This is a genomic window from Capnocytophaga gingivalis ATCC 33624, assembly GCF_000174755.1.
Taxonomy (GTDB): domain Bacteria; phylum Bacteroidota; class Bacteroidia; order Flavobacteriales; family Flavobacteriaceae; genus Capnocytophaga; species Capnocytophaga gingivalis.
Window position 1 is genome coordinate 13,702 of record NZ_ACLQ01000007.1, and the last position, 19,507, is coordinate 33,208.

General features: G+C 40.0%; 24 protein-coding genes. 14 read left to right on the top strand and 10 right to left on the bottom strand.

Annotated features, from left to right (window positions below):
* The first annotated feature begins 189 nt into the window (after nucleotides 1–189).
* Together CAPGI0001_RS01965 and CAPGI0001_RS01970 are read left to right on the top strand one after the other, a co-directional pair.
* Nucleotides 190–963, top strand: a complete 774-nt coding sequence (locus tag CAPGI0001_RS01965) for a DUF695 domain-containing protein (RefSeq protein WP_002666115.1) — start codon at nucleotides 190–192, stop codon at nucleotides 961–963.
* Between the two features lie 47 nt (nucleotides 964–1,010).
* Complete coding sequence (locus CAPGI0001_RS01970) at nucleotides 1,011–1,610, top strand: DUF7691 family protein (RefSeq protein ID WP_002666107.1); 600 nt, start codon at nucleotides 1,011–1,013, stop codon at nucleotides 1,608–1,610.
* Between the two features lie 62 nt (nucleotides 1,611–1,672).
* On the opposite strand, the gene CAPGI0001_RS01975 is transcribed toward CAPGI0001_RS01970, so the two are convergent.
* Together CAPGI0001_RS01975 and CAPGI0001_RS01980 are read right to left on the bottom strand one after the other, a co-directional pair.
* Entirely contained in the window at nucleotides 1,673–1,888 is a 216-nt protein-coding gene (locus CAPGI0001_RS01975; RefSeq protein WP_002666156.1) for a hypothetical protein, read from the bottom strand.
* 152 nt (nucleotides 1,889–2,040) lie between these two features.
* Entirely contained in the window at nucleotides 2,041–2,859 is an 819-nt protein-coding gene (locus CAPGI0001_RS01980) for an RHS repeat domain-containing protein (RefSeq protein ID WP_155813421.1), read from the bottom strand.
* A gap of 111 nt (nucleotides 2,860–2,970) precedes the next feature.
* Between CAPGI0001_RS01980 and CAPGI0001_RS01985 the strand changes: the two genes are divergently transcribed.
* From CAPGI0001_RS01985 to CAPGI0001_RS02025, 9 genes are all read left to right on the top strand, one after another.
* Nucleotides 2,971–3,600 carry a hypothetical protein gene (locus CAPGI0001_RS01985; RefSeq protein ID WP_002666151.1) on the top strand — a complete coding sequence of 210 codons (630 nt, stop codon included), beginning with the start codon at nucleotides 2,971–2,973 and terminating at the stop codon, nucleotides 3,598–3,600.
* Nucleotides 3,597–4,343, top strand: a complete 747-nt coding sequence (locus tag CAPGI0001_RS01990) for a hypothetical protein (protein ID WP_002666137.1) — start codon at nucleotides 3,597–3,599, stop codon at nucleotides 4,341–4,343. The genes CAPGI0001_RS01985 and CAPGI0001_RS01990 overlap by 4 nt, the downstream gene beginning before the upstream one ends.
* Before the next feature lie 10 nt (nucleotides 4,344–4,353).
* A complete protein-coding gene (locus tag CAPGI0001_RS01995; RefSeq protein WP_002666125.1) occupies nucleotides 4,354–4,815 on the top strand; it encodes a hypothetical protein in 462 nt (153 codons plus the stop codon).
* A gap of 45 nt (nucleotides 4,816–4,860) precedes the next feature.
* Nucleotides 4,861–5,175, top strand: coding sequence for a winged helix-turn-helix domain-containing protein (locus CAPGI0001_RS02000; RefSeq protein ID WP_002666099.1), 315 nt, complete (start codon nucleotides 4,861–4,863; stop codon nucleotides 5,173–5,175).
* A gap of 208 nt (nucleotides 5,176–5,383) precedes the next feature.
* Nucleotides 5,384–6,763, top strand: coding sequence for a cell envelope integrity protein CreD (creD, locus tag CAPGI0001_RS02005; RefSeq protein ID WP_002666117.1), 1,380 nt, complete (start codon nucleotides 5,384–5,386; stop codon nucleotides 6,761–6,763).
* Nucleotides 6,764–6,867: 104 nt separating this feature from the next.
* On the top strand, nucleotides 6,868–7,398 hold the full coding sequence (locus tag CAPGI0001_RS02010) for a DUF4199 domain-containing protein (protein ID WP_002666113.1): 531 nt from the start codon (nucleotides 6,868–6,870) through the stop codon (nucleotides 7,396–7,398).
* Between the two features lie 92 nt (nucleotides 7,399–7,490).
* Nucleotides 7,491–8,270: a 5'/3'-nucleotidase SurE gene (gene surE / locus CAPGI0001_RS02015; protein ID WP_002666138.1), complete on the top strand. Its 780-nt coding sequence runs from the start codon at nucleotides 7,491–7,493 to the stop codon at nucleotides 8,268–8,270.
* On the top strand, nucleotides 8,257–8,550 hold the full coding sequence (locus CAPGI0001_RS02020) for a hypothetical protein (protein WP_002666131.1): 294 nt from the start codon (nucleotides 8,257–8,259) through the stop codon (nucleotides 8,548–8,550). The genes surE and CAPGI0001_RS02020 overlap by 14 nt, the downstream gene beginning before the upstream one ends.
* A gap of 101 nt (nucleotides 8,551–8,651) precedes the next feature.
* A complete protein-coding gene (locus CAPGI0001_RS02025; RefSeq protein ID WP_002666163.1) occupies nucleotides 8,652–8,906 on the top strand; it encodes a Fic family protein in 255 nt (84 codons plus the stop codon).
* Between the two features lie 198 nt (nucleotides 8,907–9,104).
* Here the strand turns inward: CAPGI0001_RS02025 and CAPGI0001_RS02030 are convergent, their stop codons facing one another.
* The 7 genes from CAPGI0001_RS02030 to CAPGI0001_RS02060 are packed head-to-tail and all read right to left on the bottom strand — an operon-like array spanning nucleotide 9,105 to nucleotide 15,123.
* Nucleotides 9,105–10,730, bottom strand: coding sequence for a DUF4139 domain-containing protein (locus tag CAPGI0001_RS02030; RefSeq protein ID WP_002666154.1), 1,626 nt, complete (start codon nucleotides 10,728–10,730; stop codon nucleotides 9,105–9,107).
* Nucleotides 10,727–11,161, bottom strand: a complete 435-nt coding sequence (locus CAPGI0001_RS02035) for an META domain-containing protein (RefSeq protein ID WP_002666143.1) — start codon at nucleotides 11,159–11,161, stop codon at nucleotides 10,727–10,729. The genes CAPGI0001_RS02030 and CAPGI0001_RS02035 overlap by 4 nt, the downstream gene beginning before the upstream one ends.
* A 44-nt stretch (nucleotides 11,162–11,205) precedes the next feature.
* Nucleotides 11,206–11,676 carry an META domain-containing protein gene (locus CAPGI0001_RS02040; protein WP_002666146.1) on the bottom strand — a complete coding sequence of 157 codons (471 nt, stop codon included), beginning with the start codon at nucleotides 11,674–11,676 and terminating at the stop codon, nucleotides 11,206–11,208.
* Between the two features lie 11 nt (nucleotides 11,677–11,687).
* A complete protein-coding gene (locus CAPGI0001_RS02045) occupies nucleotides 11,688–12,035 on the bottom strand; it encodes a DUF4298 domain-containing protein (RefSeq protein ID WP_002666128.1) in 348 nt (115 codons plus the stop codon).
* A gap of 44 nt (nucleotides 12,036–12,079) precedes the next feature.
* A complete protein-coding gene (locus tag CAPGI0001_RS02050; RefSeq protein ID WP_002666140.1) occupies nucleotides 12,080–12,724 on the bottom strand; it encodes a suppressor of fused domain protein in 645 nt (214 codons plus the stop codon).
* Between the two features lie 27 nt (nucleotides 12,725–12,751).
* Nucleotides 12,752–13,969, bottom strand: coding sequence for an ABC transporter permease (locus CAPGI0001_RS02055; protein ID WP_002666150.1), 1,218 nt, complete (start codon nucleotides 13,967–13,969; stop codon nucleotides 12,752–12,754).
* Nucleotides 13,966–15,123: a cysteine desulfurase family protein gene (locus CAPGI0001_RS02060; protein ID WP_002666167.1), complete on the bottom strand. Its 1,158-nt coding sequence runs from the start codon at nucleotides 15,121–15,123 to the stop codon at nucleotides 13,966–13,968. Before CAPGI0001_RS02060 ends, CAPGI0001_RS02055 begins: the two co-directional genes overlap by 4 nt.
* Nucleotides 15,124–15,231: 108 nt before the next feature.
* Here CAPGI0001_RS02060 and CAPGI0001_RS02065 point away from each other — a divergent pair, with 108 nt between their 5' ends.
* Entirely contained in the window at nucleotides 15,232–15,738 is a 507-nt protein-coding gene (locus tag CAPGI0001_RS02065; protein ID WP_002666148.1) for a hypothetical protein, read from the top strand.
* On the opposite strand, the gene CAPGI0001_RS02070 is transcribed toward CAPGI0001_RS02065, so the two are convergent.
* On the bottom strand, nucleotides 15,735–16,130 hold the full coding sequence (locus tag CAPGI0001_RS02070; RefSeq protein ID WP_040359371.1) for a DUF4878 domain-containing protein: 396 nt from the start codon (nucleotides 16,128–16,130) through the stop codon (nucleotides 15,735–15,737). The genes CAPGI0001_RS02065 and CAPGI0001_RS02070 overlap by 4 nt on opposite strands.
* Nucleotides 16,131–16,303: 173 nt before the next feature.
* Between CAPGI0001_RS02070 and CAPGI0001_RS02075 the strand changes: the two genes are divergently transcribed.
* Together CAPGI0001_RS02075 and CAPGI0001_RS02080 are read left to right on the top strand one after the other, a co-directional pair.
* Nucleotides 16,304–18,667, top strand: coding sequence for a TonB-dependent receptor (locus CAPGI0001_RS02075; protein WP_002666142.1), 2,364 nt, complete (start codon nucleotides 16,304–16,306; stop codon nucleotides 18,665–18,667).
* 3 nt (nucleotides 18,668–18,670) lie between these two features.
* Nucleotides 18,671–19,507: DUF4249 family protein (locus CAPGI0001_RS02080; RefSeq protein WP_002666104.1), on the top strand; the 837-nt coding region annotated here is incomplete at its 3' end.

A 19,507-nucleotide genomic window follows, 5' to 3' on the forward strand; every position in this document is an offset into this window, starting at 1 on the left:
GCACTTGTCCAATATATCTTTAGCATTTGCGTAAAACTCTTGTGCAGAGGTCAATATCCAGTGTTGCATATTTTTGATATCTATTTACTTATTTGGCAAAAATACAACTTATTCTTGAATTTACTAACTATACTTTTGCCCTTCTCCATAAAAATCATTACCTTTGCCCTTTATTAAAAACAATTCCCTATGAATGACAACCATTCCCCTATCGAAATCCCCGAAAACTGGGACTTCTACCGCACTTCTTTCGGCGAGACTCCCGTCTCTATTCGGCTGAATTTAGCGCTGAAGAGCATCGCTCCTATCGCAGATTTTCCTGTGGTAGTGCGTGCCATAGTAAAAATGCAACACCCTTACGATAATGGCTTTTCATCTCAAGAAGAGTTCGAAACCCTTGCGGATATCGAGGACGCTCTTTGCGATGCTATCGAGAGTGCAGGAGCTATTGAGGTAGCTATTGTCACCGGAGGAGGCAACCGCGAAGTCTATAGCTACAGCAAAGACACCGAAACTGTTATAAAAGCCTGCTATAAAGCAATGGAAGCCTTCCCTTCCTATGAGTTTAAATGTCTTTCAGCAGAAGACCCTCAGTGGCAAGAATATTTGCATACACTCTATCCCAATAGTGTAGAAATCCACCAAATCCTCAACCGAATGGTGATTGAACAACTAAAAGAAGGGGGTGATACCCTCGAAAAACCACGTGAAATCGACCACTGGGTATATTTCGGTGAAGAAAACGAACAAAAAGCCTTTATCGAACTGGTGAAAAGCTCAGGTTTTAAAATCCTTTCAGCCAACTACAACGAAGAAAACAACCCCGAAAGCCGCTATGTACTCAATTTCTCTCGCGAAGACCACATCGAGCACATCGAAGAAATCGTATCCGACCTGATTGAACTCTCCCTCCAATTCAATGGTTACTATGACGGCTGGGGATGTAATATTATTACTGAATAATAGATAAAAAATACTATCTTTGTCCTTTCTTAAAAATCCACTCAATTATGGGATATTATATTTTTACTTACGGAGTGAAAACTCCTGAAATCAAAGCTGTTTTTGGCTCTAAAGATGAAGCCCTTTTGCAAAAGGTAAAAGCCAATGATATTTTCCAAAACTATGCCGAACAAAACCAAGAAACCTCTCAAGCCCTTATCGATATTATAAAGGGCAATCCTTACACCTTGGAGGAGTATCACTACGGATATGCTTTCATCGGAATTTGCGCTACTTTAGGGGAAACCCTGCCCAAAACACAAGAAATTAAGTTAGGGTATATAACCGAAGTTATCAATGAAACTGTTGCCGAAGATTATGATATTGAGATTGATATAGAGACAGAGTTATTCCCTGCTGATTATGCCGACCCTTTTCCACTACCTCTAATAGCCGATTTCCCTATGATAGACCTATTAGACAAGAAAAGACTTGAACATATAGCCTCTTTGTTTGCCAAAGTTCATAAAACGGAGGATGAAATAGAAGCTATGTTAGATGGAGATGATGATGAAAAAGGTTTTGCTTATGAGGCCATTATGGGGCTAAAAGAAAATATCGATTTTTGCCTTAAAAACGATTTAGATATGGTAGTTTTTTGCCATTAACAAAAAACAAAAAGTAACAAAAGGCTGTCACAAAATTTAGTTTGCGACAGCCTTTGTTGTTTTTAGTAGCTTTTTAGTTCGTTGAGGTGAGAAGGAACAGCTATTTTATACCAATCCCATCCATAATAATCTATGAGCAACAGCAAAGCCAAGAGCCTAAGAGGCGTTTGTGTAATGAGGTAATCTTCATCTTTGTCAAGTAAAAACACTTCATATCCTTTCTGGTAGAGTATCTCTATAGCATTATTGTAGGTATTAGGAGCATCTGTTATAGTCATTTTGAGATATTTTAAAGCTGAAAGTTATCTAATAAGTTCTTTCCTCTATCGTTTGGTTAGATAAAGGATTGTTAATTTCAATACATAGGCACCATAAAATAAATCTGATTCATACTTCTTAGTTCTTAAAATATATTTTGGGGCAAAAACCTTTAATAATACTGTATTTCTCGTTCGATGACCTTTACTTTCTCTTTTCTTTTCCCATAAACATGGTATTCTATCTGAGTAAGATAATTCCCCTGGCTGTCATAAGTATAGGTATAGCAATATTCTCGAGGCAGGTACACGCCTCCCCCCATATTATTGAGCTCTTTTTGTCCTATGACATTTCCTTTTTCATTGTATTGATAGCGAATCACTTGAATTACTTTCCAGTGGTCTTCTGAAGGATTGAAGTTACTAATGGTTTCCTCCAATATATGTCCTTGTACATCATACAGATAACAGTGCTGAGACCTCAGGGTATCCTGCTGCTTATACTGGGTTCTTATTCTTTCTATAAGCTGATTTTTTGCATTATAAGTAAGTTCATACTTATCGAGTTCCTCTTGTGATTTTCCCTTGGTACTTATTTCTATCAGATTATTTTTAAGATCGTACTTATAGATCGTTTCTTCTTGATAAGAGAGAGCTGTATTCTCAGATATTCTCCTGATGATTCTATCTTCTTGATTATACTCATAGCTAAAGGATAGCTGGACATCTTTGTCAATACTAAAAGAAATAGGTATCCCCTCTTTGTCAAAGAAATAGGTATCGGTAAGGACAACTGAAGGTTTCCTTTCTATCTTTTTAAGAGAAGGATAGACTTGTTTTTGCATAGGATAAAGTGCTGTTTTTATTTTTATAGATTTCACTTCCCCTCGTAGCTCCGTTTCCTTCCACTTAGGTGGTTTGATCATGCCTTGTCCATATCCCATAAGCCCTGAAAACAGGCACATTATAGTAATGACTAGAGATATTTTCATCATAAAGAAATTTTTTCTTAGGCTATTTCGCGACAAAAATACAATTTTTTTTCAAAAAGATTTGGTCATGTCGATTTTTTGTTGTTACTTTGCAGCTCAAAGTACTTTTATATGGAAGAGCATAAATACTTGGATGACCTAAAGGAAATTCGTCAGATAATGCGCAAATCCACCCAATTTCTCTCCTTAAGTGGACTCTCAGGGGTATTGGCAGGGATATATGCCCTTATCGGAGCGGGTTTGGCTTTTAGTATCTTGGAGGATCACTATTTGCAGCAGTCCTATGTTATCTTGGAGAGCAATACCTTCAGGAAGCTCATCGGTATTGCCTTGGGAGTACTGGTAGCCTCGATTGTTACCGCTTATTTGCTCTCTGCCTACAAGGCCAAGCGCAATGGAGAAACCCTGGTCAATGCGACCTCCAAACGTGCCTTATACAACTTTGCCCTCCCCTTACTCACCGGTGGAATACTCTGTATACTGCTTCTTAGGAACGGACATTATGGATTGCTTGCTCCTATGACGCTAATATTCTATGGATTGGCCTGTGTGAATGTGAGCAAATACACCTTTGGCGATGTACACTATCTGGGTATTACTGAAATTGTATTAGGACTTTTTGCAGTACAGTTCTCTGGATATGGACTCCTATTTTGGGTGATAGGATTTGGTATATGCCATATACTCTATGGAGGTATTATGCACTTCAAGTACGAGCGAAACAAAAAAGAATCATTATGATAGAGGTTCTCAAGCGCTATATTGATGCTTCTAATGTTTTTCGCAAAGCAAAGGAACCCCATCAGGGAGCTGTGGCTCTTTACGACTTGTTATACGATTTGCAAGCCAAAACCGAACGTACTAAGGAAGAGGAACGTATCCTTACTGATACTTACAGCCTATTAGAATACCATCTCTCAGCTTATGAGACTTTCTTGCGCATTGCCGACCCTACCAACTATAAGGAGAAAAGCAAGTTAGTAGTTTTGGCGGACAAAGCTCAGACACACAAAGATACTTTTTGTATCAAGGACATACGCAAATCGAAAGCAAAGAAAAAGCAGAAAATTCTTAAAATAGAAGATTTTGAGAAAGTAGAAGATTTTGAGTCCTCATATGAGTATGTACTCCCAACGAGAAAAGTAGTTATTTTCGGCAGAGAGGTAGAAGAAGAGAATTTTTCATTCTTTATAAACAAAGATATTCCTTTAGAAAGCTGTTTGCATAGTATAAATAAATATTTAGAATGGCTTTCGGATGCTAAAGCGACACTCATTAACTATTACAATGAGCATTGTGGGGCATATACACCTGAGGCTGATGACAATTGGTACAACACTTTGGAAGTATATAGCGGTCATTTGGATATTGGGAGTATAGGAATCTCTGCTCATATAAGTGCTGGGGATATTTTCTCCCCTGATCATTTGTTAGAAATAGATTTTGAAGGAAAAGAAATTACCCATATAGGATGGGATGGATAATAAATATACTATGAAGACAAAATTTTTTATTACAACCCTATTATTCCTCATAGGAGGGCTCTGCCTAAAAGCACAAACCAATGATACGGATACCCAAAAGGCTATCGCTACTTTGAAGGAGTTTTACAAAGTAATATATGATGATAATTCATGGAAAGAAGAGCAATTTTTAAAATATGTATCTAAGGAATTGTTCAATAAAGTATTTCCTCCCTCTCGCGAAGATAATTCACCAGAATATGACCCTTTTATACAAGCACAAGACTATGAAGCAAAAACTCTTAATCGCAGTTTGAAAATTACCTCTTTAGGTAATGATAGATATAGAGTATGTTTTTTGCTTTCTGACTGGGAAAAGAAGAAAACTTGCGTAGATTATCAATTGAAGAAAAATAACAAAGGGAAATATATGATTACTAATATTTTAAGTGATAAGAATTTCTATATAGAACCCAAAAAGAAAAAGAATTAAAAGACCCCTTGCTGGTTTTATTACCTAAATACCTATTATCTAATTTTGAAGTCTCTTTTAGCACATATCAACAAGTCTTTTGACCATCGCATACGCTTGGCAATCATGTCCGTACTGATGGTTAATGAAAGTGCCGACTTTAATACCCTTAAAGAACTTCTGGGTGTTACCGATGGCAACTTGGCCAGCCATACCCGTGCCCTTGAGAATGATGAATATATCGCTGTAGAAAAGACTTTTATTGGTCGAAAGACCAATACTCGCTATAGAGCTACTGCCAAGGGACGCCAAGCCTTCCAAGAGCATCTGGAAGCCCTTGAGAAAATGTGCCAACTAAGTACCTCTCCCCAAGAGAATTAGCATCATATTATTTTTTTTATATTTACACTTTGAATTACAAAGCACTTTTAAAATGATTAATGATCAATGTTTAATGATTAATGTTTAATGATCAATGTTAATAAAGGAATTTATGTCTTGTCCCGAACTATAGCCCTATAACTTCGTGACCTTATAACCTTTAACCCTATTACCCTTTAACTCTGTAACCCTTTAATTCTTAATAAAAATGGATACTCAAAGATCAACTTTTGCAAACCTATTGCAATCCAACACTTTCCGTATGTTCCTTATTGGAACTTTAGCGCTCTTATTACTCATACCGCTATCCTTTGTCAAGGACTTGGTACGAGAGCGAAAATCCCGTCAAGAGCGTGTGGTAGATGAAATCGACTCAAAATGGGGCAGCGCTATCTACTTCTATGGTCCTATCCTGAAAGTCCCTTACAAGGTCTATTCGGATGTAAATCGCACTACCTTCAAGACCTCTTATGCCTATTTCTTCCCTGAAGAGCTGAAGAATAATTCCCAAGTGCAGACCGAGGTAAAGAAGCGTAACAACTACGAATCGGCTGTATTCACCGCCTCTATGGACTTTACAGGTCGCTATATAGCCCCTGATTTCTCCTCCAAAGGAATCCTGGACGAAGATATAGCCTGGGACAAAGCCACCATCCTTATTCGCACGACCAACCTGAGCAGTATCAAGAATATCGTAACGATTACCTTGGCTGGAAAATCCTACCCACTTGAGCCTACCTATGACCAAGAGGGGGAAGATTCTTATTACTCTTGGGAGGACACCGATGCTATGATAGAAATAGAAGGAGAATACTATGGTGGTAGTAGAAGTAGCCATATTTCCTCCTTACAAACAGGCTTTATCCCCAAGGAGGAACTCAACAAGCCGTTGGATTTCTCATTTTCTATCACCTATGATGGTAGCAAGCACATCGCCATTGCGCCTATAGGCAAGACCACCGAGGGGACTATTTCATCCAATTGGCCTAATCCGAGCTTTTTTGGGCATTTCCTCCCTTACAAAAAGCAAATCACTCCGCAAGGTTTCACAGCTTCCTGGCGGGTACTGCACCTGAACCGTCCGTTCTCGCAACAGTCCTTTGGAGAACTTCCTAAAATCAACTCCTATGCCTATTTGGTAAATTTCTTAATCCCTGTAGATCAGTACCAACAGAATGAGCGAGCGGTCAAGTATGGCTTCTTAGTCATTGGGATGACCTTCCTTATATTCTTCCTCTTGCAGAGTATCAGCAAGATAAAGATTCATATTTTCCAATACGCGATGATCGGCTTAGCCTTGGTTCTTTTCTATACCCTATTAGTTTCCATTACCGAACATAGTAGTTTCGCCTTGGCATACCTGATCTCCTCCGTAATGACCATAGGGCTTATCTCTCTGTATTCGGTAGCGATTCTCAAGAACAAGAAGTTTCCTACCTTTATTGGTATTTCCTTGGCTGCTTTGTATGGATTTATCTATGTGATTATCCAGCTGGAAAACTATGCCTTATTAGTAGGCAGTGTAGGGCTCTTTGTCATCCTGGCGATCGTTATGTATGCTTCTCGAAAAATAGACTGGAACCAATGATCAATGATCAATGAACAATGATTAATGATTAATGAAAAAATAATCTTTAATCATTGGTTATTAGAAAATAATTCGTATATTTGTGCTGTTAAATTTACTAATTTATGGAAACAGCATTGAAAAACATCGTTATCAAAAATGGGATTTTCTTAGGAATAGCGATGATTATCTTTAACTTTACACAGTATACCACAGGAGTGCTCTACACAAGTAATACAGGCTTGAGTATTCTCTTATGGCTAGTGGGTGCAGCTATGTATGCCTTATTTATTACATGGGGTATCCAGCAATATAAGACAGCCAATAATGGTCAACTCACTGTGGTTGATGGTCTGAAGATAGGGGCCCTTATAGGGGTCATCGCGGGAATATTTTCTGCTATCTATAGTGTTGTCTATACCACTTACTTAGACCCTAACTATTATGAAAAAGTTGTAGAGCTAGCCCTTGAAAAGATGGCACCTTTGCTTCAAAGAATGTCCGAGGACGAAGTAATGGAATTTCAACAAGGACTTTTTGAAGGCAAACCCACTGTAATCTCTACCTTCATCTATGCTATTATAGGAAGCTCGCTCGGGGGGCTAATCCTAGGAGTGATAATAGGACTTATAAAGAAAACTAAAAATAGCGATTAATAATTGATTATCTCTGCCTTAAAAAATTAATCATTAATCCTTATTAGCATTGAACATTATTTTGTACTTTTGCACCATTATTTGAGAAATATATGCAAAAGCCCTTAATCCTTATCACCAATGATGATGGCATTACTGCCCCTGGTATACGTACCCTTATACAGGTGATGACCTCCATAGGAGAAGTAGTCGTTGTAGCCCCTGATGCGCCACAGAGTGGCATGGGACATGCTATCACGACTACTTCTTCCCTATTTTGCGAACGTGTCCATACCGATAGTGGCGCCCAAGTGGAATACCGCTGTAGTGGCACCCCTGTGGACTGTGTGAAAATTGCCAGACACGAGATCCTTGATCGTACCCCCGACCTGTGTGTAAGTGGGATCAATCATGGTTCTAACTCCTCTATCAATGTCATCTACTCTGGTACCATGAGTGCAGCTGTGGAAGCAGGAGTAGGAGGAATTCCCGCTATTGGCTTTTCACTTTTGGACATGAACTGGGATGCTGATTTCTCCCAATGTACTGACTTTGTGCGCGATATTACCCTCAATGTACTAAAAAACAAACTTCCACACGGAGTGGTGCTCAATGTGAACATACCCAAGCTCAAGCGAGAAGAAATCAAAGGAGTAAAAGTATGCCGCCAGGCACGTGCTCGCTGGGAAGAGCGCTTTGACCATCGTACCAATCCGCATGGACGTGATTACTATTGGCTTACGGGCAAATTTATCTGTGAGGATGAAGGTACCGATACCGATGTATGGGCACTTGATCATGGCTATATCTCGGTAGTACCTGTACATGCTGACCTTACCCATTACCCAAGCTTAGAACAACTTAACCAATACCCTTTCCATGAGAAGAAATAAATATAAAGAAATAGGTATAGGCTTCTTAGTAGGACTCATAGCCAATGCCTTGGGAATCCTCCTATGGTGGCTCTTCTTCGCCTACCCTACCGACCTTGTCACTATGCTTATCATGGCTTATGAGCAAGAAGTCTTAGGCACTATCATAGGCTTAGGCGCCATACTGAACCTTGTAGCCTTCTTTGGTTTTATCCGCCTAAGACATGACCTCAGAGCCCGAGGCGTACTTATCGCTACCTTCCTTAGCGCTTTTGTAACTCTTGTATTGAAGTTTTTGTAAGAACTAATAATGATTGGCAGACACTTATACTTTATCTCCTCAAAGGAATAGAAATTACTGCTATAGAAACCATTGAACTTGTAGAAGAAATCAAAGTACTCATGCAGCAAACCAAACAGCGCCTACGCAGTGAGTTACCCAAAATATATAGTCAAGACTTGCTTAATAACCTCTTTAAAAATCCTTATACCAAAATAGAATTTTTGGAAAAAGATTTGAATATAAGTAAGCGTACTGCACAGAATTATTTAGATATGATTTCTTCAATAGGCCTATTAGACAAAATTAAAGTAGGGAAAAGCAACTATTATACTAATGAAAATCTAATAAAGGTACTAAAGAGAGAAAAAAACTAACATGGAAAAAAAACGCTATTTTTTTCCATGTAGAGTATAACGTGGAAAAAAAACGCTATTTTTTTCCACGTTAATAAAATCTAAAAAAATTATCCCTTAATAAGAATTATCATTTATGCAAAAAACACATTTTGTATAAATGATAAAAATCAGGAACTCATAAAATAATGAATTCCTGATTTTTATTATTTTTGATTATCACAGATTCCCTATAACTCTATCTCTTGGGTACTTTACCTTATAGCTTAGGCGGAAGGTCTTTGTCTCATTGGGCTTGAGGGTAAGCTCCCAAGTGAGAATATGTGTCTTGTCATCTACAATAGCTTTAGAGCTTTCTAAGAGCTCTACTTCCATCGATTTGTCAGTGGAGATAGGGTACTGATCCTTAAGAACAAGGTCTACTTTCTCTTTTTTGTTGTTACGCAATATAATATCATAAGTGAATATCTGTTCCTTATTACCTGAGATAAACTTGGTTTGGGACTTATCACTGATCTTTTCACGCTTTACACTGATTTTCCTATCATTCCCCATGGTTACATTGAGTGTCTCATTGGTCTGATTAGGTTCTATATACGTTTTACCTACATATAACCCTTCAAAAACAATGTTTGCTTCTCCTGAGAGAAGATTATACTTGGAATAATCCTCTACAGCCGCTACCAAATATACTTCCTTGTCCACACGGGGAGCTGTATAGTATTTGTAATCAGCCTTCAGGTCTAACTCTTGTAGGGAAACGCTATGAGCTTTTCCATTAGAAAGAATATCATAAGGAGTATCTATATCAAAAGATACATTTAGCTGATTCTCAGCCACTGTAGTATACTCAGCCACAGAGGATTCCTCTAAAACCATTTTTTCCACATCTGCTCTTTTGAGGCTTGCATCTGTGGTAACTTTAGCATATCCCAGAGGAGCTGCATTTCTGGCGCCAGTATACTCATAAGTTTCTCTGCCAAAATAAAGATGCCATGCCTGTAATATGGGGAATTGGTTGCTTTTGTTAGGGTTGCCACTGGAGAGTGAGAGCTTCACCCCTTTCCAATCCACTCCTGTACTCTGTGAGATTTGCCCCTTGTAAAGCAGGTGAATGGGAGCAGAGAGCCTATCGGCTCTAAGCTCATAGAATGGACGCCAAGTAGCGCGATTGGAGATATAGCTTACTTGGAAATCAGCCTTTTGTGCTACAGGCGACATCAGCTGAAGGATAATTTTTCCATTGGAGAGTTTTTCTTCTTGAGAAGCATTGACATCAAGCTTAGCATTGAGCTTAGCAATAGCTGTAGTAAGTGCTTCTTCTTTTTCCTTAAGGACATCTATGCTATTGAGCAGTTCCGTACGCTTGGCGGTATAATAGTCCATAAGCTTAGGAATATCGCCTATAGCAATCCCATCTTGGCTCCCTTTGAGTGTATTGTTTCCATCCAAGAGGCTTATGGTCTTTTCTTCTGTGTAGCGCTGGTTTCGAAGCTTCTTAAGTTGTTTTTCCAAGAGAGTAAGGCTATCCTGTACACGCTTGAGAGCAGGGCTATTTTTCTCCACCTCATATTCCTGCATATAACGAGAAGTAAATTGTACTGAGAGAACTGTCACATTGGACGGAGCCAATACCCGTATTGTCTCCTCTGAGAGAGAGTTGGCGACATTCTTAATCACCAGCTCGCTTGTCCCCTTAGGAATATTGGCTGAAGCTGTGTGGGTAAGGTCTACCCCTGTAAAATAAACGGTCGCCTGCTGTATCTTTCCTTGAGTAAAGATAGGTTTTTGCTGCGCCACCATGGACATAGAAAGGGCTACTATAGCCAAAAATAATCTTTTCATGACTGGTTGTGGGTTAGTGGTTTTATAGTATTTGTCATTTTTAGAATTTCCTCTCCTTGCTTATCAAATAGAAGAAGAGTATTCTCTTGTATTTTATAGGAAGCTACCTCTTGTAAAGCTTTAAAGTAAGCACTTTCTATATTTTCCGATAAGCAAAGCATACGAGTAGCTCCAATTCCCGAAAAGGAAAGTGCTGTAGGAGAACAATGCTCTATGGAGGCAAAATAATTATTACATCCTCCATTGCCTGATATACGATTTTCCTTAAGATCTATCTGTAGGCTGGGCAAGGGAATAGAAGCTACAGGCGCTACTCCTCGAAGCGTTTGTAAGGTCCATTCCCCTTGCAGTAGCAAGTGAGTATCTACTTTCTTTTCCATTTGTTGTGGAGCTGCACAAGAGAACAAAAGTAATGGTAATAGGTATTTCATCTGTAATCAATGATTGGTAGCTATTAATAGTCTATGGCTAAGTACTACTTTTCATTTTTTTTCAAGAAAGTGAGCACTTCCTCTCCTTCCTTATTGAATAAGTGTAAATTATCCTGTTCTATTTTATAAGAAACTGTCTCCTGTAGGGCAGTATGGAAAGCCCCATCATACTCCACTTCAGGACAGAGTCTTAGGGTAGAGGCTACTGGAGAGAAAACAAGCTCGCTATCGGTCACGGTAGTAATCATACCTGTGTAGTTATTACAACTATCACTCCCCGAGATTGTTTTTTTCTGCAGGTCTACCTTCATATAGATACTATGGGTATTCTTGACAAGTTTCACCCCTTTTATATGGAGAATTGTCCATTGCCCCTCTAATTGAGGATTAGGAAGTTTATTGGTAGTAGTCTCTGCCTGTGGTGTTGCTTCTTCCTTTTTTGCAGTAGACTGATTCGCACAAGATTGCATAAAGATGGCACTTAATACAAATAAAGTTAGTTTTATCTTATTCATTTTTTTAATTTTTATTCTTTCCACTTTTTACTATCAATAGTCTCTATAAGCTCCTTGTAGCCATCAGCCAAGTCAAACTCAGTTCCTATAGCATCGAAGATAGCATCTTGAGTAAGCACCCACTGGGGTACCTCATCGGGAATCTTTCCATCATTGCTATCAAAATAATCCTCCCTCCACTGTGGACTGTCATAATAAGCTACTAAAGTTTCAAAATCTGGCTGTAAGGCCTTCCACTCTTCCAAAAGAGCTTCAGCCTTAGTAAGAGTCTCTTCTACTCGACTGAGTATCTCTCCCATTCGACGAATATTTTCATACCGTTCCTCTGGGTGTTGCTTATAATAGGTTGATAAATCCATTTTTAATTATTAATTTAGTGATTAGTAATTTAAACCTCAAAAAACTATTTTCTGTCCAAATCCGTGATGAGTAACGGGTTACCTATTTCAAGTTGTCTGATAAGTTCTTCCACTTTTTCTATAGAAAAACTTGCTCTAAGCATTTCTAATTCCTTAGCAGTAATCCCCACAGCTTGCAGGAACTGAACTTTTCCATGAGGAGTATCTATCTCACCCAATTCTGGATCAAGAACAAAAGCCACAGCAGTAATCTGGGTGTCATACTCCAAGCGTATGGGGCTATTGGCAGGGAATACATGGAAAGGTTCAAAGTAATTCCCTGAAGTAAAGACATATTTGGCTATATTTTGTAAAAAGTTTATTGCCCAACCTACATTCTCATCTCCTGATTTTTTCAGGCGAAAGGTAAGTTCAAAACCAAACCCACTATAATCGCCCCCTGCGGCTTCTTCATTATAATACAACTCGGAAAAACCATAAGTAACGAAGTGAAAATGTGGCTCTTGATACTCACTATGATAGATACTTATTCCATCTAAATAAGAGTCCCCTCCCAACGATGCTGGAAGGTTTGGAGCATAATGCTCAGGTTCTTGATGGGGGTAAAGCGCTTCTAAGGATTTGTCCATAGCCTCCCATCCCACAGCATCATCTTCGGAAAATAGTTTTTTATATGTTGCTACATCCATTTTTATATTGTTAATCATTGATCATTATTACTCGTATCTTAGCGCCGTAATAGGTTCTAATTCAGCTGCTTTCCTTGCTGGATACCAACCAAAGAATACCCCTGTAATGGTACATACCAAGAAGGAAATCACTATAGAATAAAAGGTAATACTCACAGGCCAACCTATAAATGTATTGACTACATAAGTTGCCAAAAGGCCTAAGACTACCCCTACCACTCCTCCGGTAATACTAATCAGTACAGACTCTATCAAAAATTGCGCCAAAATATCCTTACCTTTTGCTCCAATGGCCATACGCAATCCGATCTCTTTGGTACGCTCCTTGACCGATACATACATGATATTCATGATTCCTATCCCTCCTACTATCAGGGAGATACTCGCTATGGCTACTAAGAGTACGGTAAGCATCTCGGAAGTAGAAGAAAAGGTGGAAATCAATTCCTGTTGGGAGAATACATTGAAGTTATTTTCCTGATCCGCAGCGATATTGTGTGTACGTTCTAATATTTTCTTAACCTCATTAACCGCATTTTCTGCTTCATTCTCATTGATAGCCGATGCCACAATGGACTGTAGGTAGGTCTGTGCCAATACACGCTTCTGCACTGTGGTATAGGGTGCGATGATAATATCATCTTGATCTTGCCCAAAATTACTTTCTCCCTTAGCGGCCAATATCCCTATAATCTTAAAGGGAATATTCTTAAAGCGGATAGTTTGTCCTATAGGAGAATCTCCATCAGGGAAAAGGTTTTTCTGTATAGTACGACCTATAACGGCTACTTTTGAGAGATTATCCAGCTCATCTTGACCGAACATAGCACCTTCCTCTACCTCCCACTCTCGAATAGGCAGGTACTCGGTATTGACCCCATAGATAGAAGTTGGCCAGTTATTTGCCCCGACAATCGCCTGACCATTGCCACTGACCACAGGAGTCACATACTTTAGTAGCTTGGCTTCCTTCTTCAGGGCTAAGTAGTCGGTAAGCTTGAGCGATTGCATATCACTATTGTTGCGTACCCCACCAAACATACCTGCACCAGGACGGATATTGAGCATATTAGTACCCATCTTGGAAATATTCTCTTTGATACTTTTTTTAGATCCTTCTCCTATGGCAAGCATAGTAATGACAGAACCTACCCCGATGATGATTCCCAACATCGTGAGCAGGGTACGTGTCTTGTTCAGCAAGATAGCTCTCCATGCTATCCGAAATAAATTGTTTAGATTCATTGTAAAAATTCTTTGAGTACTTCTATGACATAATTCACTTCCTCTCTGGTATTAAAAATAGAAAACGAAAAGCGTATATGTGCCTTCTCCCTTTCTTTTTCAGGGAGAATCGCCTTGAGCACATGAGAGCCCTGAGAGCTACCACTCTGGCAAGCACTGCCTCGGCTACAAGCGACTCCTCTCATATCCAAGAAAAGCATCACTACATCTGTTTTTTGGGGATCTATAGGCAGGGATACATTCACTATAGTATAAGCACTCTCGGTGAGGTTGTCACTCTGTCCATTGAAGCGTACCAAAGGGATTTCTTGGCTTATGCGTTCTATGAAATATTTTTTAAGCCCCTCTATATAAGTGCGTTCCTTATCCAAGTTTTGATAAGCAAGGAGGAAAGCCTCCTCCATACCTACAATATTGTGAAGACACTCAGTGCCCGCACGCCTACCTCGCTCTTGTTCTCCTCCGAATAAAAAGGATTTTATAGGTAAGTCCTTGCGAATAAAAGCAAACCCAACACCCTTAGGCCCATAGAATTTATGAGCTGAAGCTGAAATAAAATCTATAGAGAGCGAAGAAAGGTCTATGGGGTAATGTCCCACGGCCTGTACTGTATCACAATGGAAATAAGCCTTATACTTCTGGCATATCTCGGCTACTTTGGCCACCGAAAGCAGGTTCCCTATCTCATTATTAACATACATAAGAGAGACTAACACCTTCTCATCTGAAAGAAATTCAGAGAGAATCTTATTCAAATCCTCTATATCGGGAGTGCCTTTAGCATCCAACTTCACATAAGAGACCTGTATACCATATTCATTTTCGATAGAATGTACCGTATTAAGCACTGCATGATGCTCTGTAGGAGAGGTGACTATTTGGGTAATTCCCAAGTCCCTCACGGCTCCCTTGAGTATCATATTGATTGCCTCAGTACCCCCAGAGGTAAATATAATTTCCGAGGAAGATACACCGAGCTCCTTGGCTATATTCTTGCGAGCTTTCTCTATCAAAGACTTGGCAGTACGCCCAAAGCTATGTACAGAGGAAGGATTGCCATAGTATGAAAGCGCCTCTATCACGGTCTCCTTTACCTCAGGACGTATAGGAGTGGTAGCGGCATTATCTAAATAGACTTTTTTGTCTAAGTTCATTTTACATTTTTTTACGTGCCCAAAGGTACGAATTAATTTTTTATTCTTATCGAGAATTAACTAATAATCATTTTTTATTTGTATCTTTGCCCCAATATTTTGAATGATATGAAAAGAACCTTTCCCTTTATCAGCTTATTGCTCATCTTACTTATTGCTTGTAATGATGGTAATTACACTGTAGAGCGCATTACCTTCACCGGTAGCGAAGCTACCTCCTGTACCAGAGATACTACAGCTACTTTCCTATACAAGACACAAGGTAAAGAAGCCCTTATTCTACAGTTCAGTGCTGGAACACTCAAGAACCAAGTGGACTCCATCACTGGAAATATTGGCAATAACTACAAGCTGTTTTATCGTACTTTTGACGAGGCTCCCTCTCAGTCCTACTTCTGTTCGTCTCCGCCAGCGACCTCTCCTAAAGTCCTTTCTCAGATAGAAGCCCAAGGAGGTACTGTTATTATTGTAACACGTGCAGTGAGGGATACTGTTGCTGGAGTGACACGCTACAATCACCTTGTACGTATCAAAGACCTATTACTGACCAATGACAATGGAGAGCGCCTGATAGATCAAAATTTTAACTTTGGCAGTTACCAAACCACTCGCTAAGGTTTTTCCTCAGGCATAGCCTCTTGCATTTCCAAGGTTACCTTCCACTGCCCTGCAATCTTGCGTACCTTGAGCTGTTTGTAGGATTCCCCTTCCCTAAGGCTATAGGTTACTATTGCACTATGTTCGTCTGTGGGGACTACTTGTATCACTTGAAAATCAATTGCTGGATTCTCTGGAATCTCCCCTTTGTACTCTTTGAACATCTGTTCTATCTGGGTCATCCTATGGATAACTGTACTATCACCATACTGTTTTGCCTTAGCAAACTCGTTCTTATTCACTGCTATTATAAAGTCTTTGGCTACAGCTTCAGGAGTATTTTTATCCTTAGGAGCGCAACCTACAAAAAGCAAGGAAAGCCAAAAGGCTATACATAGATAATATTTCATCTTTTTTGAGGGCAAATTTACAAAAATATCTGTATATTTGCCTGCGATTTCTATCTTTTTTCACCTTAACAAAAGAATTATCTGGCAAAAAATAGTTATTTTTAACTATTGCATTGGTCAGCAAATCAGTGTATCTTTGTACCTGAATAATCATCTTCAATATCTTTCAATACATGAAAAAATATTTTTTAGTATTATGTAGTTTATTTTTTTGCTTGAGCCTTTCTGCCCAACAAAAGTATACTCTGAGCGGTACTGTCACCGATGCCTCCAATGGAGAAAAACTCCTCGGGGTAAACCTCCTGATCAAAGGTACTCAGATGGGTACTTCCACCAACGAATATGGTTTCTACTCCCTTACCCTACCCGAGGGGGAGTACACTCTACAAGTAGAGTTCTTAGGATTCAAGACCATAGAAGAGCCCCTACACCTGAAGGGAAACCAACACCGTAATTACAAGCTACAGGAAGAAGGGATTGCCTTGGATGGAATCGAAATCAAGGCACAGCGCACTCCCAAAGCGGATATCCGCACCCCACAAACCAGTGTAGTGAGTGTACCTATAGAGACAATCAAGAAGCTCCCTGTACTGGTAGGAGAAGTAGACATCATCAAGTCACTACAACAGCTCCCTGGGGTGAGCAATACCGGAGAGGCTTCTTCGGGCTTCAATGTAAGAGGAGGAGCTTCTGACCAGAATTTGATTCTATTGGATCAGGCGACCATCTTCAATGCTTCTCACCTATTTGGCTTTCTAAGTATCTACAATGCCGATGCTATTCGGGATATGAAGCTCTATAAGGGAGGGATGCCTGCTCGCTATGGAGGGCGTATCTCCTCCGTATTGGACGTCTACCAAAAAGATGGTAACAATACCCAATACCATGCTACAGGAGGAATAGGGGTGCTCTCCTCTCGCCTTTTAGCTGAAGGGCCTATTGTAAAGGACAAAGCTTCTTTTCTTGTAGGAGGACGCGCTTCCTATGCCCATCTTTTCTTAAAACTAACAGACAACAAAAATTCGGCCTACTTCTACGACCTCAACACCAAGCTCAACTATAAGCTTAATGACAAAAACAGTCTGTACCTCTCGGGTTACTTTGGTCGTGATATCTTCGACTTAGCCCAAACTATCAAAAACAGCTATGGCAACTCTCTTGTCAATCTACGCTGGAATCACCTATTCTCCGATCAATTATTTTCGAACCTTTCCCTCATCTACAGTGATTATTACTATGGCCTGAATGTAGATATCTCGGGATTCAAGTGGGATTCGTGGGTGAGAAACTTCAACCTACTATACGATTTCAAACACTATCTGTTGGAAAAGGTCAAACTCGGATATGGCTTGCAAGCCACCTATTATGATTTCAACCCAGGGGAACTCACCCCTATAGGAGATGCCACCATACGCCATAAGGTACTCCCTCACAAATATGCCTTGGAAACAGGATTTTACGGAGATATAGAACACAAAATCAGCGAGCACCTTACCTTATCTTATGGTTTGCGCTGGAGTTCTTTCTTTCACTTAGGAAAACGCAGCATGAACAAATATCTAAATGATGAGGCTGTCGTTTTCAATCCTGCTCAGCGCATCTATGAGCGTGCGACCCCTATAGGCGAAAAAGAATACAAAAGGGGAGACCTCATTGATGTATATGCACACTTTGAGCCTCGCCTGAGTATGGCCTATGCACTTGATGACAACCGCTCTATCAAGGCCAGCTACGCGCGTATGGCACAGTACCTACACCTGATATCGAACACCGCCTCCCCTACCCCCCTGGATGTATGGGCACCGAGTGATTCTTACCTAAAACCCCAGTATTCTGACCAATTCGCCTTGGGATATGCCACCAACCTCAAGGAAGATACCTATAGTATAGAAACTGAAATCTTCTACAAAACTGTCCAAAACCGATTGGACTATATAGATGGGGCGAACCTTATCGCCAATGAATCCATAGAGCGTGAAGTACTCCCAGGACATACACGCGCCTATGGTTGGGAACTATTGATCAGGAAAAACACAGGAAAATTTACCGGATGGCTCTCCTACACCTATTCTAAGTCAGAACAACAAACCCCAGGAAGGACAGACCAAGAGACGGGGATTAACAATGGAAATTGGTATGCCACCGCCTATGATAAGCCTCACAACTTTTCCCTGACAGGTACCTATACCTTCAACAAGAAGTGGAGCGCCAGTGCGGTATTTACGCTACAATCAGGTATCCCTGGCAATTTCCCTGTAGGTAGGTACAAGTACTTCGATGTGTCCATCTCCAACTATAGTGCACGCAATGCTTATCGCTTGCCCCTATACCACCGCTTGGATGTATCTCTTTCCTATACCCCTCATCCTGAGAGAAAATGGAAATCAGAATGGGTCTTTGGGGCTTACAATGTATATAACCGATACAATGCCTCTTCTATTTATTTTAGAAATAATAAAGAAACCCGACAAAGTGAAGCTGTCAAGCTTTCTATTTTCGGAATTGTCCCAAGTATCACCTATAATTTTACTTTTTAAGCCATGAAAAAAACTATTTTATCCCATAGAATATATCTTTTATCAGCCATATTTCCTCTTTTTACTGCTTGCGAGAAAGTCATAGATCTGGATCTGGATACACAAGAGAGAGAATTGGTAGTGGATGCCCATATTGACTGGGAAAAGGGTACTACTGGAGAGGCGCAAACTATTGAGCTGAGCTATACCCTCCCCTACTATAGCACCCAGACACCCGAAGGAGCTACTGGCGCTACTATCACGGTTACCGATGACCAAGGGAATGTATTCCCATTCTTGGAAAGAAGTGCTGGGGTATATAAAAACACTCATTTTAGCCCTGCTCTACAGCGAGAATACCAACTTTCCATTCTCTATAACGGCAAGCGGTATGAAGCAGCAGATATCCTCAAGGAAGTACCACAACTCACTCAGGAGAATGTCACCCAGACACATGATGGGGGTATCAATCGTGATGAGATCATGCTCCACCTACGCTTCGATGCTGACCCTACCGATAAAAATAACTTTGTACTCCGTATCAAAGCCTCTTCTGATGGTGTAACACGCTTGTATGGATTTGACGGGCGCTATTTCGCCGATGGGCACTTCTTTACCAAAATTGTAAATCGCAGTAGCGACGAAAATGAGAAATTCAAAAAAGGAGATACCGTGGAGATTACTCTCTTCCGCGTATCGGAGAACTACATGAATTTCATCCGAATTCTCTCGAATAACAGTGCTGACAATGCTGGACTTTTTAGCATTCCCAATCGTGTAAAAGGAAATGTAGTCAATATAGCCGACCCTACCCAAAACCCCTTAGGCGCTTTCCGAGTAAGCCAATACTCGAAAATAGTC

Excerpts from the sequence above, each read along its gene's own strand:
- CAPGI0001_RS02060 (WP_002666167.1), bottom strand. The coding sequence starts at position 15,123 with ATGAACTTAGACAAAAAAGTCTATTTAGATAATGCCGCTACCACTCCT.
- CAPGI0001_RS02035 (WP_002666143.1), bottom strand. The coding sequence starts at position 11,161 with ATGAAATACCTATTACCATTACTTTTGTTCTCTTGTGCAGCTCCACAA.
- CAPGI0001_RS02045 (WP_002666128.1), bottom strand. The coding sequence starts at position 12,035 with ATGGATTTATCAACCTATTATAAGCAACACCCAGAGGAACGGTATGAA.
- CAPGI0001_RS02055 (WP_002666150.1), bottom strand. The coding sequence starts at position 13,969 with ATGAATCTAAACAATTTATTTCGGATAGCATGGAGAGCTATCTTGCTG.
- creD (WP_002666117.1), top strand. The coding sequence starts at position 5,384 with ATGGATACTCAAAGATCAACTTTTGCAAACCTATTGCAATCCAACACT.
- CAPGI0001_RS01965 (WP_002666115.1), top strand. The coding sequence starts at position 190 with ATGAATGACAACCATTCCCCTATCGAAATCCCCGAAAACTGGGACTTC.
- CAPGI0001_RS02020 (WP_002666131.1), top strand. The coding sequence starts at position 8,257 with ATGAGAAGAAATAAATATAAAGAAATAGGTATAGGCTTCTTAGTAGGA.
- CAPGI0001_RS02050 (WP_002666140.1), bottom strand. The coding sequence starts at position 12,724 with ATGGATGTAGCAACATATAAAAAACTATTTTCCGAAGATGATGCTGTG.
- CAPGI0001_RS02030 (WP_002666154.1), bottom strand. The coding sequence starts at position 10,730 with ATGAAAAGATTATTTTTGGCTATAGTAGCCCTTTCTATGTCCATGGTG.
- CAPGI0001_RS01970 (WP_002666107.1), top strand. The coding sequence starts at position 1,011 with ATGGGATATTATATTTTTACTTACGGAGTGAAAACTCCTGAAATCAAA.
- CAPGI0001_RS02075 (WP_002666142.1), top strand. The coding sequence starts at position 16,304 with ATGAAAAAATATTTTTTAGTATTATGTAGTTTATTTTTTTGCTTGAGC.
- CAPGI0001_RS01980 (WP_155813421.1), bottom strand. The coding sequence starts at position 2,859 with ATGAAAATATCTCTAGTCATTACTATAATGTGCCTGTTTTCAGGGCTT.
- CAPGI0001_RS02040 (WP_002666146.1), bottom strand. The coding sequence starts at position 11,676 with ATGAATAAGATAAAACTAACTTTATTTGTATTAAGTGCCATCTTTATG.
- CAPGI0001_RS02070 (WP_040359371.1), bottom strand. The coding sequence starts at position 16,130 with ATGAAATATTATCTATGTATAGCCTTTTGGCTTTCCTTGCTTTTTGTA.
- CAPGI0001_RS02010 (WP_002666113.1), top strand. The coding sequence starts at position 6,868 with ATGGAAACAGCATTGAAAAACATCGTTATCAAAAATGGGATTTTCTTA.
- CAPGI0001_RS01995 (WP_002666125.1), top strand. The coding sequence starts at position 4,354 with ATGAAGACAAAATTTTTTATTACAACCCTATTATTCCTCATAGGAGGG.
- CAPGI0001_RS02065 (WP_002666148.1), top strand. The coding sequence starts at position 15,232 with ATGAAAAGAACCTTTCCCTTTATCAGCTTATTGCTCATCTTACTTATT.
- CAPGI0001_RS01990 (WP_002666137.1), top strand. The coding sequence starts at position 3,597 with ATGATAGAGGTTCTCAAGCGCTATATTGATGCTTCTAATGTTTTTCGC.
- surE (WP_002666138.1), top strand. The coding sequence starts at position 7,491 with ATGCAAAAGCCCTTAATCCTTATCACCAATGATGATGGCATTACTGCC.
- CAPGI0001_RS01975 (WP_002666156.1), bottom strand. The coding sequence starts at position 1,888 with ATGACTATAACAGATGCTCCTAATACCTACAATAATGCTATAGAGATA.
- CAPGI0001_RS01985 (WP_002666151.1), top strand. The coding sequence starts at position 2,971 with ATGGAAGAGCATAAATACTTGGATGACCTAAAGGAAATTCGTCAGATA.
- CAPGI0001_RS02025 (WP_002666163.1), top strand. The coding sequence starts at position 8,652 with ATGCAGCAAACCAAACAGCGCCTACGCAGTGAGTTACCCAAAATATAT.